Origin of the sequence: Mycolicibacterium moriokaense, from assembly GCF_010726085.1 — a bacterium.
Taxonomy (GTDB): Bacteria; Actinomycetota; Actinomycetes; order Mycobacteriales; family Mycobacteriaceae; genus Mycobacterium; species Mycobacterium moriokaense.
Map to the genome: position 1 here is coordinate 4,312,004 of NZ_AP022560.1, position 14,833 is coordinate 4,326,836.

The following is a 14,833-nucleotide window of genomic DNA, read 5'->3' on the forward strand; positions in this document are numbered from 1 at the left end:
GGCGGGGTCTGGCAGCGTCAATCAACGGCGCCCGCCCCCAGGTAGACGTCGATCATCTCGTTGAGGCCACGGCTGACCGACACGTCGTCGGTCAGCGGACCCGCGATCGCGGCCCTGGCCGCATCACGCATGGTCAGACCCTCGGCGATGAGCCGGCCCGCCGCGATGAGCACCCGAGTCGAGGCCACCTCGCGCAATCCGCCCGTCTCGAGCCGGCGAATGGCCTGCCCGAATTTCACCAGTTCGGCCGCCGTCGCCTGATCCACGCCCGATTCGTGGGCGACGATCCCCTCTTCGACCTCGGGCTCGGGGAAATCGAACTCGATGGCGACCATCCGTTGCCGGGTGGAGTCCTTGAGGTCCTTCAGCACGCTCTGGTAGCCGGGGTTGTACGACACGACCAGACCGAATCCCGGCGCCGCGTCAAGCGTGATCCCGAGCCGTTCGATCGGCAGTTGCCGACGGTAATCGGCGAGCGGGTGCAGCACGACCGTGGTGTCCTGGCGGGCTTCGACGACCTCGTCGAGATAGCAGATCGCCCCCTCCCGCACCGCGTGGGTCAGCGGACCGTCCACCCAGACCGTTTCATCACCCCGGAGTAGATACCGGCCGACCAGATCGGCGGTGGTGAGGTCGTCGTGGCAGGCCACGGTGATCAGCGGACGACCGAGGTCATGCGCCATCGCCTCGACGAAGCGGGTCTTGCCGCAACCCGTCGGGCCCTTCAGCACTATCGACAACCCCTGGCGATAGGCCGCCTTGAAGACGGCCTCCTCGTTACCCACCGCCCGGTAGTACGGACGCGAAGGGTCGGCCTTCGGCATGGCGCCATTCTGATGCGCGAGCCCCGGCTCGGTGCTCATTGCGCCCCTTTCGTCACCCCGCGTCGTTGCGTTGCGTACAAAGCCTAGACGGAACAGATGTTTGTTTCAAGGTTGTTGACTGAGTCCGCATGCGACGCCGATACCGCCCTCGAGGGCGGATAAACGGGTCGTCCAGCGTTGGCGCACAAGGGAAATCACGACACCCGGCGTCGTAATTCCGCTGACCGCACAGCCGACCGAAAGAGCGGCCCGATGATGCCCGTCAGCTGTTCGGGCCGGGCGATGGTCGCGTGCGCGGTGCTTCCGAACACCTTTTTCAGCGCTCCGATATCCGTGCCCGCCCCCACCGTCAGGCACACGCATCCCGTCCCCCGCCGGCGAGCTTCGGTCAGCGCGCGCCGCGCATCGGCGGCACCGTAGGCGCGCTCGTAGCCGTGGTCGTACGCCAGGCCGTCAGACACGACGACCAGCAGGCGTCGCGAGGTGCCACCGCGCGACTCCAGCACGGCCGAACCGTGGCGTATCGCCGCCCCGAGACGCGAGTACGCCCCCGGCTCGAGACTGTTCAGCCGTCGGATCACCCGGGCGTCGAGATGGTCGTCGAATCTCTTGACGGGCATGATGTTCACCGCGGCCCGCCCCTGCGAGCAATACGCGTAGAGCGCGACGCGGTCACCCAGATCGTGCAGCGCGACAGTGAGATCGGCGATGACAGACAGTTGTTGTTGATGAACCGTTCGTCCCACAGTGCCCGGTTCCGCCGTCGAGCCCGAAACATCCAGCAGCAGAAGCACTGACAGGTCACGGCGTCGGCGCAGGCTGTCGAGATACACCGCCTCATCGGGCACGGATCCGGCCCGCACCTCGACCCGCGCCTCGACCGAGGCGTCGATGTCGATGTCATCGCCCTGGGACTGTCGATGCCGACGATGCAGGCCCATGCCGAGGCGGGCAAGGGGACGTCGCACCCCGATGGCGCCTTCAATCGCCTGGGGCGCCGACGACTTGATCCGAGGCTCGATCTCGCGCACGGTGCACCAGTCCGGCCGGTAGCTCTTCCGATCGACGTCCCACTCCGGGTACATGAAACCGTGCGCCTCGATATCGGCGACGTCCTCGGCTGTCGTCCTGGCCGTCGACGACACCGCGAACGCGCCCCGGTTGGGCGAATTGGTGCGATGGGTCGGCGAGTCAGCGCCAGGCGGCCCTCCACCGCTGTTTCCAGACTTCCGCGCAGACGACAACAACTTCTTCAGCCACTTGCCGATGAATCCGCTCCCGCCGACGGGGTTGGTGAACAGATCGGGGTCGTCGCTGTCGTCGACCTCACCGTCGTCGAGTTCCTCGAGGGCTTCCTTGCTGTCGCGTCGCGGGACGTGTGCCACGGTGTCGTGGTTCACCTGCTCGGCCGCACGAGTGCCCGCGGCGAGCACTTTCTTGGCGCGGATGACACCAAACGTGGGAGGCGGATCGTCGAGCGGATCTTGCCCCGACGCGATGGCGAGCGACGACTCGGGTGTGGTGCTGCGCCTTGCTGTTTCGGGATCGGCGATCGAACACAGCACGCCCGGCAATACATCGGCGTTGGCGGCGAGGGCACGATGCCCTTCGATGGTGAGATAACGCTTCGCCACCCGGGGATGCCGAACCAAAGCGCCGACGATGTCTTGGCCAAGGCTGTCCGCGGCGATCAGGGACGCATGAACCGCGACGGACTCCAGATTCTCGCGCACGGATGCGGCGGGATCGACGAATATGGTCTGTCCGTCGGTCCACGACGGCTCGCCGGCCTCGAGAGGCGCCACCGCGACGGGTCGGCCTGCGAGCGCGGACGCCAACATGCCGAGTGCCTGCAGGTGGTCGCCACCGGCGTGGTTCGCCACGTTCACCTCCGACCACTGCGCCCGTTGACCAAACATCTGTTCCACCGTAAAGTCCGGTCGTACTGGAGTCAATCAATGCAGGCTTGAAGTGGACGTGCCGATTGACACGTACAACTCCGCGCCGAATCAGCAAGGAGTGCACGGTGATCGACTTCGAAGGGCAGGTCGCGATCGTGACCGGGGCCGGCCGCGGGTTGGGCAGGCTGTACGCCCTGGACGTGGCGCGACGCGGCGCGTCGGTGGTGGTGAACGACCTCGGGGGCACCATGCACGGCGAAGGCGCGGACGCCGGCGTCGCCGATCAGGTGGTCGACGAGGTCCAGGCAGCCAGCGTCTTTCCCGAGCCGGCGAAAATGTAGGAGCCGCCGTGGATATCGAGGAACTTCTCACCACTACGAGGTCCGCTCGTAGGTCACTCGACCTGGATGCGCCGATCGAGCTGGACGATATCCGCGACTGCCTGCGTATCGCTCTACACGCCGCCAACGGCTCCAACCAGCAGGCGTGGCGCTGGGTGATCGTCACCGACAAGGCGTTACGCGACAAGATCTCCGACCTCTACCGCGCGGCCTATTTGGCGAAGGTGGGCGGCCAGATGATCTCCGGCCTGATGCCCGCGGGCACCCCGGAAGCCAAGCTGATGTCGTCCACGGAATGGCTCGTCGAGCACCTGGCGGACATCCCCGCGCTGGTGATTCCCTGCTATGAAGCCACGATGCCCAGGACACCGGGTGACGAATCCTTCTACCTGGCAACTCTTTACGGGTCGATCTTCCCCGCGGTGTGGAACTTCGCGCTGGCGCTGCACACCCGCGGATACGGAACGTGCATCACCACCCTGCACCTGCACCACGAAGCGGAGGTGCGGGACCTACTCGGCATACCCGAATCGTTCACCCAGGGTTGCCTGCTCCCCGTCGGGCGGCTGCGCACCGGCTTCCGGTTCAGCGCGGCACCCCGCCGGGCGATCGACGAGGTCATCGGCATCAACGGATGGGAAGGGAAGTGATGGGCGACAACGAACTGGCCGAAAGTGTTGCCCGGCTGGAGGATCGCGAGCAGATCCGCGAGTGCATGATGCGCTACGCGCGTGGCATGGATCGGCGTGACCGTGCCCTCCTCCGGTCGGCCTATCACGACGACGCCGTCGACGATCACGTCGGATTCGTAGGCAAGGTCGACGACTTCATCGACTGGGCCTTCGCATATCACTCGACCCAGACCCGATACCAGCATTATCTGCTGAACCACACCGCCGATCTGGACGGCGACGAAGCACACGCGGAGACCTACTACCTCTTCGTCGGGACCGACCGTGAGCCCGCCAACCACATGACGCTCTCGGGCGGCCGGTATGTGGATCGGCTGGAACGTCGCGACGGCCGATGGGCGATCGTCGACCGGGTCTGCGTCGTCGAGTGGAATGCGGAGTCGACGTCGTTCATCACCGACGAGGTGATCGCGATGATGGCAGGCTCGATGAAGGCCGCCACGCACGATACGACGGATCCGTCGTATGACCGCCCGTTGGTCGCCTCACGCACGGATGCCCTGTCATGAGTGGCCCTTACAGCATCCCCGCAGTTCCGGCGGGGGTCGGTAGGATCCGCTTGCAGTTGTCGAGGCCGACCACCCCAGGAAAGGTACGCAGGTAGCGATGGCCAATGCCGACGCAGTGGGGCGGAGTCCGAGAAGCGGTCGCTCCGCGGTCAAGAGGGGCAAGCCCGCCCCGAAGCTCACAGCCGTCAGCGGTGAACCGGGCGTCGATGCCACGCGGCGAACCCAGATCCTCAAGACGGCGAACTCGGTAATCGCGACCACCGGTCTTCGCACGTCACTACAACAGATCGCTGATGCTGCGGGCATCCTCGCGGGCAGCCTCTACCACCACTTCGACTCCAAGGAAGCGATCCTGGTCGAGTTGATCAGGCGCTATCACGCCGACCTGGACCGCGTTGGCGAGGAGGCGTTGAAGCGCCTCGACGAGGCGGACCCCCGTCCGGTCGCCGAGCAGATCACCGAGCTCGGCTGTGCGATCGCGCGCTGCGCGGTCGAGCACGGGGCCGCCCTGCAGATGTCGTTCTATGAAGGCCCGAGCTCAGACCCCGAGCTGATGGAACTGACGCAGCGCCCGCCGACGGCTATCCAGACCGCGATGTTGCAGGCGCTTCGGGCCGGGCGCTGGAGCGGTTACATCCGAGGCGATCTTGACCTTCCCACCCTGGCCGACCGGATATGCCAGAGCATGTTGCATGTCGGCCTTGACGTGATCCGGCACAAGGCGTCGACGGATGAGCTGGCCACGCTCAAGAGCCACATCGCCCTCGAAGGTCTCGCGGTGGATGTGCCCTCCGATGAGGACCTCGACAAGTCGAACGCGTTCGCGGCCGCTGAAGAAGTGATCAAGAGCTGGGTGGACACCGAGGACGACAGCGACCTGAAGGCGGCGCACGTACGCGCCGTGGCCCGCTCCGAATTCGGCCGGCGCGGCTACGAGATGACGACGATTCGGGACATCGCGTCGGCCGCGGGGCTGGGTACCGGCACCGTCTACCGCGTCATCGGTTCGAAAGACGAACTGCTGATGTCGATCATGCTGGAGTTCGGCCACAAGGTCGGCGGTGCATGGACGGACATCGTGCGCTCGGACGCCACCACGATCGAGAAGCTCGACGCGTTGAGCTGGTTGAACATCAACGCACTCGATCAGTTCCCCGACGAGTTCCGTATCCAGCTGGCCTGGCTACGCCACACTCCCCCGGACACCGCCAATCCCGCGTGGTCGTTCACGACACGGATTCGGCAGATGAAAGCGCTGCTCTCCGAAGGTATTCGAGCCGGCGAAATACGTAAGGACAGTCCCGCCGCCGACATGTTGGCCCGGTGCATCATCGGTGAACAGTGGATACCGGAGAACATCCTGCAGCGGATCGGCACGCGCAATGCGTTGCTCCTGGCACGTGACACCACCTTGCGGGGCATCAGCAATCGCGAGTCGTGAGCGGCTGTCAGTCTGATGTCCGGTTGTCCCGCAGCGCGCCGAATCGCGGGATCCCCATCATCAGACGAATCATGTGGTGCATAGCCACCGACGGCATGAATTTGTTCGCCAACAACAGCATGCGCGCGTCGGGTCCTACGGGGCGACGAACAAAGGGCTTGCGGCCGTCCAGGGCCTTGGCCAGGCCGATGGCGAACTTCTCCGGAGGCCGGGCGGCCACCTTCATCGCGTAACGGCCGCGCTTGTCCATCGTCGAGTGATGCCGTGCGTACGGACCCGTGAGGTCACGGGAGTCGGTGGTGCCCTCGTCGGTGATGATCTCGGTGTCGTAGGTACCCGCTACCAGGATCGTCACCCCGATGCCGAACGGCGACACCTCAGCGGCCATCGATTCGCCCCAACGTTCGAGTGCGCCCTTCACCGCTGAGTACGGCGCGGTGGCGGGCATACCGCGGACTCCGCTTTCACTGGACACCAGCACAATTCGGCCGCGGCCTGCCGCTCGCATCGACGGCAGCAGCGCGCGTGTCAACGCCACCGGCCCGAAGATGTTGGTAGCGAACATCCGCTGCCACAGGTCGAGCGGCGTCTCTTCGACCATGCCCGCGGCCGATATTCCGGCGTTGTGCACCAACCCATCGGGTGCGCCGACGGCGGCGGTGATCGCCGACGCGGCCTGTTCAACGGAGTCGGGGTCGGTCAGGTCGAGTCGGACACCGATGAGGCGGTCATCGTCGTCGCGCGCGCCGGTCGTCGCGCGCAGCTTGTCCATGCCCGAGTCCACCGACCGCATCGCCGCAACCACCGTCCATCCCTGGCGGTAGAGGAGCGCGGCAGAGGCGAGCCCGAGACCGCGCGATGCGCCGGTGATGACGACGCTCCGCGATTCGTCCATCGTCAGGCCCCGATCTTGATTGACTCAGTTGCGCTTTCGTACGACAAGTTGATGCTGTGCATGAGCTATCCCGTGATCACAGGCAGTCGGCCCCAGCCACGAACACTGGAGGTGTGTGCCATTGCGGCATTGTCAAAGTCGACATCCCATTCGGGCCATCGTTTCAGCATCTCCTCGAGCGCCACCCGCGCTTGCATTCGGGCCAGCGACGACCCCATGCAGAAGTGCAGCCCCTGACCGAACGACAGATGGGACCCGGTCCGGTGGATGTCGAAGCTCTCACCGTTGGGATAGTGCCGTTCGTCGCGGTTGGCTGAGCCGTTGAGCAGCAGCATGACTGAGCCTTCGGCGATAGTCTGGCCATGAACTTCGGTGTCGCGGGCCACATAGCGCGCCTGCACCGGCGACGGCGACTCGTAGCGCAGCACCTCTTCGATCGCTCCGGGGATCAACGAGAAGTCCTCGACGAGTTCGCGCCGCTGGTCGGGGTGTTCGGCGAGGAGTTGGCCGATGAAGCCGATCAGCCGCGTCGTGGTTTCGTTACCTGCACCGGCGATCATGCTGGTATAGGTCAGCACCTCGATACGGGTCAGCGGCCGCAGTTCACCGTCTTCTTCGACCTCCGCGTTGAGCAGTTGTGTCATCAGGTCGTCGGCCGGATGTTCGGCTCGCCACTCGATGTACTCGGCGAACAGTTGATAGGCATTCTCGAATGTGGCTGCCGACACCGATCGGAAGCTGCCCTCTTTCAAACCGATCGAGGCGTCGGTGTTGTCCCGGATCTGCTGTTGACCCTCTTCCGGAATCCCGAGCAGGTATCCGATGGTCCGCATCGGGATCAGTGCCCCGAAGTCGGTGATCAGATCGAAGGTCGACACCCCTTTCAGGGCATCGAGTGCACGGATGCAGTACTGCCGCACCAGCGGTTCGATGGCCTCCATCCGGCGGGGCGTGAACACCTTCGACAGCACCCGCCGATGAATGTCGTGAAGCGGTGGGTCTTCGAACAGGATCACTCCCGGCGGCACCTCGACACCACTCATGATGATGTCCATCGTGGTGCCCCTGCCCGAGCGGTACGTATCCCAGTTGTGAAGTTCGCGCGCGACGTCGTAGTAGCGGCTCAGCGCGTAGAAGTTGTACTTCTCGTTGTGGTAAAGCGGGGCTTCGTCCCTCATCCTGCGCCAGATCGGATACGGATTGTCGTCGATGTCGAAATCGAATGGGTCGTAGTACAACTCGGTGGTACTGGTACCGGTCATCGACTGCTCCTCAGGTTTGTCATCAGATCGGCGAACGCATCGGTGGATCCGTCGGGAAACGAATCGTCGGAGTGCGCGGCGGCTGGCGCGCCGAGAGCAGGCGCCCGCATGTCGAACCGCAGGATGAACATCAGCGCTGGATCCAGCACGGGGTGGTCACGCCGACCGACTATAACCTAAAATTTGTTCTGGTCCGCTGTAATAGTGACTGCTATTCTAAATCCGGCTCGGGGGCTCCACGAGGAGGAAACATGACAGAGGGCAAGCACCGCGTCGTGGTCTGGTCCACCGGCGGCATCGGCTCGATCGCGATCCGCGCCATCCAGGAGCGGCCGAATCTCGAACTCGTCGGAGTATGGGTGCACTCGCCCGACAAGAACGGTAAAGATGCCGGTGAACTCGCCAACGGCGAGCCGATCGGACTGTCCACCAACGCCGATGCGGACGCACTCATCGCCCTCAAGCCGGACTGCGTCATCTATGCGGCCAGCGGCCCGGAACGGGACGCGTTGGCGATCCCCGACTACGTGAAACTGCTCTCCGCCGGGATCAACGTCGTGACCACGAGCACCACCCGGCTGGTCAACCCGCACGCCTACGAACCCGCCGAATGGCGTGATCAACTCGTCGCCGCGGCCAAGGAAGGGCAGGTGTCGCTGTACGCGTCGGGTATCGAACCCGGCTTCGCCGCCGACTATCTGCCCCTCGTGCTCGCCACCCAGTCGTCGCGGATCGAGAAGATCCACGCCTATGAGATCGGTCTTTACGACGACTACGGCGTGCCCGACATCATGAGTGACGCAATGGGATTCGGTCGTCCACTCGACTACCAGCCGTGGATCGCCTTCCCCGGCGCGATCGCCGGGGAGTGGCAGGGCCAGATTCGTATGGTCGCCGATGCCCTGGGCGTCGAGGTGACCGAGGTGCGCGAGAAGTTCGAACGGGCGGTGACGAACCGGACGCTGGAGGTGGCGATGGGCACGGTGGAGGCCGGCACCTGCGGCGCACTGCGCATGCAGGCGATCGGCGTCGTCGACGGCGAAGAGGCCATCGTGATCGAGCACGTCACCCGACTGGCGCCCGACGTCGCACCTGACTGGCCGACGCTGCCGAATGCCCTCGGCTATCGCGTGGTCATCACCGGCACACCGGACATCGACTGCACGTACGATGTGACGCTTCGTGATCGCAAGAAGGCGGGCATTGAAGGCATGACCTCGGGCGCGGGCGCGATGGTGGCCACCGCGATGCGTGTCGTGAACGCCGTGCCGTATGTCGTTGCCGCACAACCGGGTTTACTGAGTTCGGTCGATCTGCCGTTGACGATTCCTCAGCACGCGTTCAGCCCACACGGGTGAGCTTCAACGGCGGCGGTAAGCCCGGTATCGGCGGTATCCCCGGCGGTGGTGGCGTGCCCTGGATCGGCGCGTAGATGTTCTCTGGGAGGGTGACCCGATCGTCGAGCGGAACACCTTGGGCGATCAGGTTCGGATCGATCGGGTACGGACCCACCGTGTGCTGGCGCATCGCGAGCGGCTTGTAGGGCTGATCGCTGTAGCACTCCTCCACCGTCGGTGCCCGCTTACCCGGTACTCCCATGCAGGGAGCGTTGCGGGCACCACGCAGCAAGATCGGTGAGTCCTGCGGGAGCTTGCAGTACAGGCCGTCCGGCGTGTCCACCGTGGTCGTATCCGCGGGACTGCGCCACTGCGACGGCGGCAGGAAGCCCACCGTGCACGGATTCGGGTCGGTGAGTGAAATGCGGAAGTCCCAGGCGTCACGGTGGGCTCGCCAACTTTGCAATATTGGCGAGAATAGAGACTGTCAGTTCAAGAAGTCCGTCCAACGCGTTCGACGGCTTCCGTGCTTGGAACGCGCAACGCACGGTCTCCACATTGCCGAAACCATGATGCGTGGCAACAAATCCCAGCGAAAGTTGGTGTTCGCCAACCCATTTCGTGCCGGGTCGGGCGTTACTCCGGCAGGCGAAGCTCGGGCTTCTCGACCTCTTCGATATTGACGTCTTTGAAAGTGATGACACGAACCTGCTTGACGAAACGCGCGGGCCGGTACATGTCCCACACCCAGGCGTCGCCCAGCCTCAGCTCGAAATAGACCTCGCCGTCGGAGTTGCGCGGCACCAGCTCGACGCTGTTGGCGAGGTAGAACCTGCGCTCGGTCTCCACGACATAGCTGAACTGCCCGACGATGTCCTTGTATTCGCGGTAGAGCGAGAGCTCCATCTCGGTTTCATACTTCTCGAGATCCTCGGCACTCATCTGCTCAGTCGCCCTTCATGTCCATCTCGCTCTCCGGCCCCGCGCCCCGTGAGGTTCCACGTCACCCAAGCACCCATCGCCACTCCAATCCTCCCCTACCCGAATCGGCTCTGCTGCTCGGGTTCGCCCTCGAGGTCGACGTCGGGTACCACGAAGGTGTCCATCTGGCTGCTCACCTGACCGTCCACTGCCACCAACCGCCGGACATTGATGAACGAGTACCGGTGCTCGCTGCACGGACCCAGCTCCGCGAGAGCGGCGCTGTGGGCGGGCGTGCTGTAACCCTTGTGCTCGGCGAAGCCGTATCCAGGATGTTCGGCCTCCATCTTGACCATGAGCCTGTCACGGCTCACCTTCGCCAGGACGCTGGCCGCCGCAATGCAGGCCGCGGCCGCGTCACCGCCGACCACGGGCAGCGACGGCATCGGCAGACCGGGCACCCGGAAGCCGTCCGACAACACGTACCCGGGCCGTACGGACAGCCCCGCCACGGCACGTCTCATGCCCTCGATATTGGCCACGTGGACGCCCCGGCGATCAACCTCGGCCGAAGGAATGAAGACCACGTGGTAGGCGAGCGCATACCGGCGAATGAGCGGAAACAGCCGCTCGCGCTCCCGCTCGTTGAGCTTCTTGGAGTCGTCAAGCGCCGCAAGGCTTTCGAGCCGGTTGGGCCCCAACACACAGGCCGCCACCACCAGGGGGCCCGCACAGGCGCCGCGGCCGACCTCGTCCACGCCCGCCACCGGTCCCAGCCCACTGCGGTACAGCGCGGACTCCAGCGTGCGCAGTCCAGAGGATTTCCGGATCACCGTTCGCGGAGGCCATGTCGCCGGCAAATGCAACTCCTACTGGGTCTGCGGGTTCACCGAGCCCACACCACCCCATCGCGACGGGGGCCAGGCGATGAACCGTGCTTTTCCAATCACATTCTCTATCGGCACCGTGCCGGCCTGCGGGTCACCCGTGCACAGCAGCCCGCGTTGAGCATCGGTGGGTGTACTGGTGCAGTGCGCTCGCGAATCGGCGGAATGGGTGCGGTTGTCGCCCATCACCCACAGCTTGCCCTCCGGTACCTTCACCGGCCCGAACTCATTGCCGAGGCACGCGGCGTACGGATTCGAGGGCTCGACATTCATCGTGTCGTAGTTCAGATACGGCTCATCGAGGCGCTTGCCGTCGACGGTCAGGCCGGTGTTCACACGACATTCGACCGTCTGGCCGCCCACCGCAATGACGCGCTTGACCAGGTCGTTCTCGTCCGGCGGGACGAAGCCGATGAAGGACAACCCGTTCTGCAGCCAGCGCACCAAGGTGTTGTCGGATCGGATCGACTTGTAGCCGATGTTCCAGTTCGGCGGGCCCTTGAAGACGACGACGTCGCCGGGCTGCGGCTCGGAGAACCGATACGTCAGCTTGTCCACCATGATCCGGTCACCGGTGCAGCCCGGGCAGCCGTGCAGGGTGGGCTCCATCGACTCCGACGGAATGAGATATGGGCGCGCGACGAACGTCAACATGACGTAGTACAGCACCAGTGCGATCGTGATGAGAATCCCGAACTCGCGTAGGGCGCCGTGCTTCTTCTTCGGCTCTTCGGCGTCGTCCGTCGTATCGGGAACGTCGGTCGAACCCTCGGACGGCCCATCCGGGTCGGTGGATTCAGTCACCGCATCAGGGTAGCCAGCGCGATGCTCGTCGCCCCGGTCATCGGCTGCCACGCGTCAGAACCCTGCGCGTCGGCGGCCGGACACGGTCAGCGCTTCTCCTTGATCTTCGCCTTCTTGCCACGCAGCTCGCGCAGGTAGTAGAGCTTCGCGCGGCGCACGTCACCGCGGGTGACGACGTCGATGTGGTCGATGTTGGGCGAATGCACGGGGAACGTCCGCTCGACGCCGACGCCGTAGCTTTCCTTGCGCACGGTGAACGTCTCGCGGATGCCACCGCCCTGGCGGCGCAGCACGACGCCCTTGAAGACCTGGATACGTTCCTTGGAGCCCTCGATGACCTTGACGTGCACATTCACGGTGTCGCCGGGGCTGAAGTCCGGGATGTCGTCGCGTAGCGACGTCTGATCGACGAAGTCCAGCGTGTTCATCGGTGAGACTCTTCCTTGCTGTTGGCCGGCTGCGGGCGTGCTGTCGCGCTTCGTACTCGCGGCGCTGAGCCGGTCTATCGGGTGTATCGGGGTGTATCTCGCGGTGGGCGGATGCTCGCCGCACGCAGACAACTGCTCAATTGTGCCAGATGAGCCCCGATCCAGTGAAATCAGGTGACCTGGGACGGTGCGATATTCGCGCCTAAACCGCGCCCGAACACCGCCAGAACACGAAGCCTACCTAAGCAAGCGGGGGCACAGGGCTGCCGTTACGCTGATAATGGCTGAGATTCGGGATGTGGAGAGGCAAGGGAGGCCAATGCAACGCCGGCCATTGAAGCTGGTCACGGCGACTGCGATCGTTATCGTCGCAGCCCCATTGGTCAACGGTTGCGAGGCGCGGGTCTATGGCGTGGCTCCGGAGTCTGCCGGCCCGCAGCTGACCGTCGTCGTGCCGCAGGGCCGGATGGCGCCCCTGCCGGAAGCACCGCCCGACGAGCCGGCGGCCGCCTTCACGGGTCTCGACGCACGCGCCGAGCAGGCTGTCGCCGAGGCCACCGAGGCCGGAGCCGATATCACGCTCACCGTGTTGGACCGCAACACCGGCCAGATCATCTCCAGCGGCGACTCCAAGCCGATGCCCATCGCCTCGGTGTCGAAGCTGTTCATCGCCGATGACCTGCTGCTCCAGGAGTCACGCGGTGAAATGGAGCTATCCCCGGACGACCGCAAGGCGCTCGACTTCATGCTGCGGGCTTCCGACGACAGCGCCGCCGAGGTTTTCTGGAATCGCAGCGGAGGCAGCGAGATCATTTCGCGGGTCACCGCGAGGTACGGGCTCAAGTCGACGACGACGCCGTACGACGGGCGCTGGTACACGACCCTGAGCACGACGGAAGACCTTGTTCGGTACTACGACAAGCTGCTCTCCGGCGCCGGCGGATTGCCACCGGAGCAGGCCAGCATCATCCTCTCCAATCTCGCAGCCTCCACCCCGACCGCGCCGGACGGCACAGTCCCCGGCGGCGTGTACCCGCAGCGCTTCGGCATCCCCGAGGGCTTCTACAACGAGCCCGTCGCCGTCAAACAAGGCTGGTTCTGCTGCTGGGGTCCCGGCGACTGGGTCCACCTGTCGACCGGGGTGATCGGGCCGGATCGCCGATACGTCATGGCGATCGGATCCATGCAGCCGACCGACGACGTCACCGCCCGCAACACGATCACGCAGGTGGTAAAGACCATGTTCCCGGGCGGCCGCATCTAGCTCGCCACGCCGACGTCGGGCAAAAGTGACACCGGCCGTCGCGCAGATGGAATATTCGTGCCGGACGATAATTAACGCTGGCGAAAGGTGACGCGATGGCAGAGATCGACGGCTCGGGGGGCCATCTCACACGTCGTGCACTACTGGCCGGGCTAGGCATCGGGGCCGCAGCGGTGTCCACTGCAATAGCCACGGGGACCGGCCCGCTGGCCGAGGCCGCCCCCGACGTGGGTTACGAGGCGATGTTGATGAAGTGCATCGACCCTCGGTTCACGACCGATACCTGGAACTACATGACGAGCCGCGGCTGGCAGAACAACTACAGCGAGTTCGCGATCGCCGGCGGACCCGTGGGCGTGGTGGCACCGGCCTTCGCGGCGTGGCAGGAGACGTTCTGGGAAAACCTCGCCATCTCGGTGGAACTGCACTGGTTGAACCGGATCGTCGGCATGACTCACCGCGACTGCGGCGCCGCCGCGGTCGCCTATGGCGACCGGATCAAGACGGACAGGGCGTACGAAACCGAGGTACTGTCGACCGCGCTGCGGGAATTCCGCACCCAAGTGCAGCAGCGTCAGCCACTGCTTGAGGTGGAACTCGGCATCATGGACCTCAACGGCAGCGTCGAGTACGTCACCTGAGCGCGTTCAGTCCAACAGGTCGGGCCGTCGCTCGCGAGTGCGCTGAAGACTCTGCTCGCGTCGCCACGCCGCGATCTTGGCGTGATCGCCGGACAGCAGAACCTCGGGCACGTCGAGCCCGCGCCAGCTCGGCGGCCGGGTGTAGCTCGGACCTTCCAGCAGCCCATCGGAATGCGAATCATCTTGGTGTGACGCGGGATTGCCGAGTACGTCAGGCAACAGCCGCACGACCGCTTCGATCATGACCAGCGTTGCGGACTCCCCACCGGGCAGCACGTAGTCGCCGATCGACACCTCTTCGACGCGCATCCTTCGGGCCGCGTCGTCGGCAACGCGCTGATCGATCCCTTCGTATCTGCCACAGGCGAACACCAGGTGTTTCTCGGTGCTCCACCGTTGAGCGTCAGCCTGGGTGAACAGTCTGCCCGCGGGCGTCGGTACCACGAGAAGCGTTTCCTCAGAGCATATTTCGTCGAGAGCCTCACCCCAGACCGGGGCCTTCATCACCATGCCCGGGCCGCCGCCGTACGGCGCGTCGTCAACTGACCGGTGCACATCGTGGGTCCAGCGCCGCAGATCATGCACGGCGAGCGTGAAGATGCCCGCAGCAATCGCCTTGCCCGGCAAGGCCTGCCGCAGCGGGTCGAGATAGTCCGGAAAGACGGTCACCACATCAATACGCATAT

Annotated in this window: 16 protein-coding genes and 2 pseudogenes; 7 read left to right on the forward strand and 11 right to left on the reverse strand. The window is 64.9% G+C overall.

Annotated elements, in window-relative coordinates; translation table 11 throughout:
- Positions 1-17: 17 nt before the first annotated feature.
- Entirely contained in the window at positions 18-863 is an 846-nt protein-coding gene (locus G6N43_RS21220) for a CbbQ/NirQ/NorQ/GpvN family protein (protein WP_083149982.1), read from the reverse strand.
- A 155-nt stretch (positions 864-1,018) separates the two neighbouring features.
- Positions 1,019-2,743 carry a nitric oxide reductase activation protein NorD gene (locus tag G6N43_RS21225; protein ID WP_083150043.1) on the reverse strand — a complete coding sequence of 575 codons (1,725 nt, stop codon included), beginning with the start codon at positions 2,741-2,743 and terminating at the stop codon, positions 1,019-1,021.
- Between the two features lie 107 nt (positions 2,744-2,850).
- On the opposite strand from G6N43_RS21225, the pseudogene G6N43_RS21230 reads away from it, so the two are divergent.
- The 4 genes and pseudogenes from G6N43_RS21230 to G6N43_RS21245 form a co-directional block, all read left to right on the forward strand.
- Positions 2,851-3,033 (forward strand): annotated as a pseudogene (locus G6N43_RS21230) (short-chain dehydrogenase); the annotation flags it as partial.
- Between the two features lie 41 nt (positions 3,034-3,074).
- Positions 3,075-3,716 (forward strand): nitroreductase family protein, encoded by a 642-nt coding sequence (locus G6N43_RS21235; protein ID WP_083149983.1) that lies wholly within the window; start codon positions 3,075-3,077, stop codon positions 3,714-3,716.
- Positions 3,716-4,267: a nuclear transport factor 2 family protein gene (locus tag G6N43_RS21240; RefSeq protein ID WP_083150044.1), complete on the forward strand. Its 552-nt coding sequence runs from the start codon at positions 3,716-3,718 to the stop codon at positions 4,265-4,267. The genes G6N43_RS21235 and G6N43_RS21240 overlap by 1 nt, the downstream gene beginning before the upstream one ends.
- A 97-nt stretch (positions 4,268-4,364) precedes the next feature.
- The gene (locus G6N43_RS21245; RefSeq protein WP_083149984.1) at positions 4,365-5,708 is read left to right on the forward strand and encodes a TetR/AcrR family transcriptional regulator; all 1,344 of its coding nucleotides are present in this window, start codon (positions 4,365-4,367) and stop codon (positions 5,706-5,708) included.
- A 7-nt stretch (positions 5,709-5,715) separates the two neighbouring features.
- Here G6N43_RS21245 and G6N43_RS21250 read toward each other — a convergent pair whose 3' ends face one another.
- The 3 genes from G6N43_RS21250 to G6N43_RS21260 form a co-directional block, all read right to left on the reverse strand.
- Positions 5,716-6,603 carry an SDR family oxidoreductase gene (locus G6N43_RS21250; RefSeq protein WP_083149985.1) on the reverse strand — a complete coding sequence of 296 codons (888 nt, stop codon included), beginning with the start codon at positions 6,601-6,603 and terminating at the stop codon, positions 5,716-5,718.
- 65 nt (positions 6,604-6,668) lie between these two features.
- Positions 6,669-7,865 (reverse strand): cytochrome P450, encoded by a 1,197-nt coding sequence (locus G6N43_RS21255; protein ID WP_083149986.1) that lies wholly within the window; start codon positions 7,863-7,865, stop codon positions 6,669-6,671.
- The gene (locus G6N43_RS21260; RefSeq protein WP_163658159.1) at positions 7,862-8,014 is read right to left on the reverse strand and encodes a hypothetical protein; all 153 of its coding nucleotides are present in this window, start codon (positions 8,012-8,014) and stop codon (positions 7,862-7,864) included. The genes G6N43_RS21255 and G6N43_RS21260 overlap by 4 nt, the downstream gene beginning before the upstream one ends.
- A gap of 102 nt (positions 8,015-8,116) precedes the next feature.
- On the opposite strand from G6N43_RS21260, the gene G6N43_RS21265 reads away from it, so the two are divergent.
- Positions 8,117-9,223: an NAD(P)H-dependent amine dehydrogenase family protein gene (locus G6N43_RS21265; RefSeq protein ID WP_083149987.1), complete on the forward strand. Its 1,107-nt coding sequence runs from the start codon at positions 8,117-8,119 to the stop codon at positions 9,221-9,223.
- Between the two features lie 10 nt (positions 9,224-9,233).
- Here G6N43_RS21265 and G6N43_RS21270 read toward each other — a convergent pair.
- From G6N43_RS21270 to rplS, 5 genes and pseudogenes are all read right to left on the reverse strand, one after another.
- A pseudogene (locus tag G6N43_RS21270) lies at positions 9,234-9,635 on the reverse strand (virulence factor Mce); the annotation flags it as partial.
- Positions 9,636-9,838: 203 nt separating this feature from the next.
- Positions 9,839-10,144, reverse strand: a complete 306-nt coding sequence (locus G6N43_RS21275; RefSeq protein WP_083149988.1) for a DUF2469 domain-containing protein — start codon at positions 10,142-10,144, stop codon at positions 9,839-9,841.
- A 95-nt stretch (positions 10,145-10,239) separates the two neighbouring features.
- Positions 10,240-10,983: a ribonuclease HII gene (locus G6N43_RS21280; RefSeq protein ID WP_083149989.1), complete on the reverse strand. Its 744-nt coding sequence runs from the start codon at positions 10,981-10,983 to the stop codon at positions 10,240-10,242.
- 9 nt (positions 10,984-10,992) lie between these two features.
- Positions 10,993-11,814 carry a signal peptidase I gene (lepB, locus tag G6N43_RS21285; protein WP_083150045.1) on the reverse strand — a complete coding sequence of 274 codons (822 nt, stop codon included), beginning with the start codon at positions 11,812-11,814 and terminating at the stop codon, positions 10,993-10,995.
- 86 nt (positions 11,815-11,900) lie between these two features.
- Entirely contained in the window at positions 11,901-12,242 is a 342-nt protein-coding gene (rplS, locus tag G6N43_RS21290) for a 50S ribosomal protein L19 (RefSeq protein ID WP_014214050.1), read from the reverse strand.
- A 319-nt stretch (positions 12,243-12,561) separates the two neighbouring features.
- Here rplS and G6N43_RS21295 point away from each other — a divergent pair, with 319 nt between their 5' ends.
- A complete protein-coding gene (locus G6N43_RS21295) occupies positions 12,562-13,506 on the forward strand; it encodes a serine hydrolase (protein WP_083149990.1) in 945 nt (314 codons plus the stop codon).
- A 95-nt stretch (positions 13,507-13,601) separates the two neighbouring features.
- Positions 13,602-14,147 (forward strand): hypothetical protein, encoded by a 546-nt coding sequence (locus G6N43_RS21300; protein ID WP_083149991.1) that lies wholly within the window; start codon positions 13,602-13,604, stop codon positions 14,145-14,147.
- 6 nt (positions 14,148-14,153) lie between these two features.
- On the opposite strand, the gene trmD is transcribed toward G6N43_RS21300, so the two are convergent.
- Positions 14,154-14,831 (reverse strand): tRNA (guanosine(37)-N1)-methyltransferase TrmD, encoded by a 678-nt coding sequence (gene trmD, locus G6N43_RS21305; RefSeq protein WP_083149992.1) that lies wholly within the window; start codon positions 14,829-14,831, stop codon positions 14,154-14,156.
- Positions 14,832-14,833: the final 2 nt, after the last annotated feature.

Coding starts and splice junctions, on each gene's coding strand:
- G6N43_RS21245 (WP_083149984.1), top strand. CDS start 4,365: ATGGCCAATGCCGACGCAGTGGGGCGGAGTCCGAGAAGCGGTCGCTCC.
- G6N43_RS21255 (WP_083149986.1), bottom strand. CDS start 7,865: ATGACCGGTACCAGTACCACCGAGTTGTACTACGACCCATTCGATTTC.
- G6N43_RS21240 (WP_083150044.1), top strand. CDS start 3,716: ATGGGCGACAACGAACTGGCCGAAAGTGTTGCCCGGCTGGAGGATCGC.
- rplS (WP_014214050.1), bottom strand. CDS start 12,242: ATGAACACGCTGGACTTCGTCGATCAGACGTCGCTACGCGACGACATC.
- G6N43_RS21295 (WP_083149990.1), top strand. CDS start 12,562: ATGCAACGCCGGCCATTGAAGCTGGTCACGGCGACTGCGATCGTTATC.
- G6N43_RS21300 (WP_083149991.1), top strand. CDS start 13,602: ATGGCAGAGATCGACGGCTCGGGGGGCCATCTCACACGTCGTGCACTA.
- G6N43_RS21220 (WP_083149982.1), bottom strand. CDS start 863: ATGAGCACCGAGCCGGGGCTCGCGCATCAGAATGGCGCCATGCCGAAG.
- G6N43_RS21275 (WP_083149988.1), bottom strand. CDS start 10,144: ATGAGTGCCGAGGATCTCGAGAAGTATGAAACCGAGATGGAGCTCTCG.
- trmD (WP_083149992.1), bottom strand. CDS start 14,831: ATGCGTATTGATGTGGTGACCGTCTTTCCGGACTATCTCGACCCGCTG.
- G6N43_RS21265 (WP_083149987.1), top strand. CDS start 8,117: ATGACAGAGGGCAAGCACCGCGTCGTGGTCTGGTCCACCGGCGGCATC.
- G6N43_RS21225 (WP_083150043.1), bottom strand. CDS start 2,743: ATGTTTGGTCAACGGGCGCAGTGGTCGGAGGTGAACGTGGCGAACCAC.
- G6N43_RS21250 (WP_083149985.1), bottom strand. CDS start 6,603: ATGGACGAATCGCGGAGCGTCGTCATCACCGGCGCATCGCGCGGTCTC.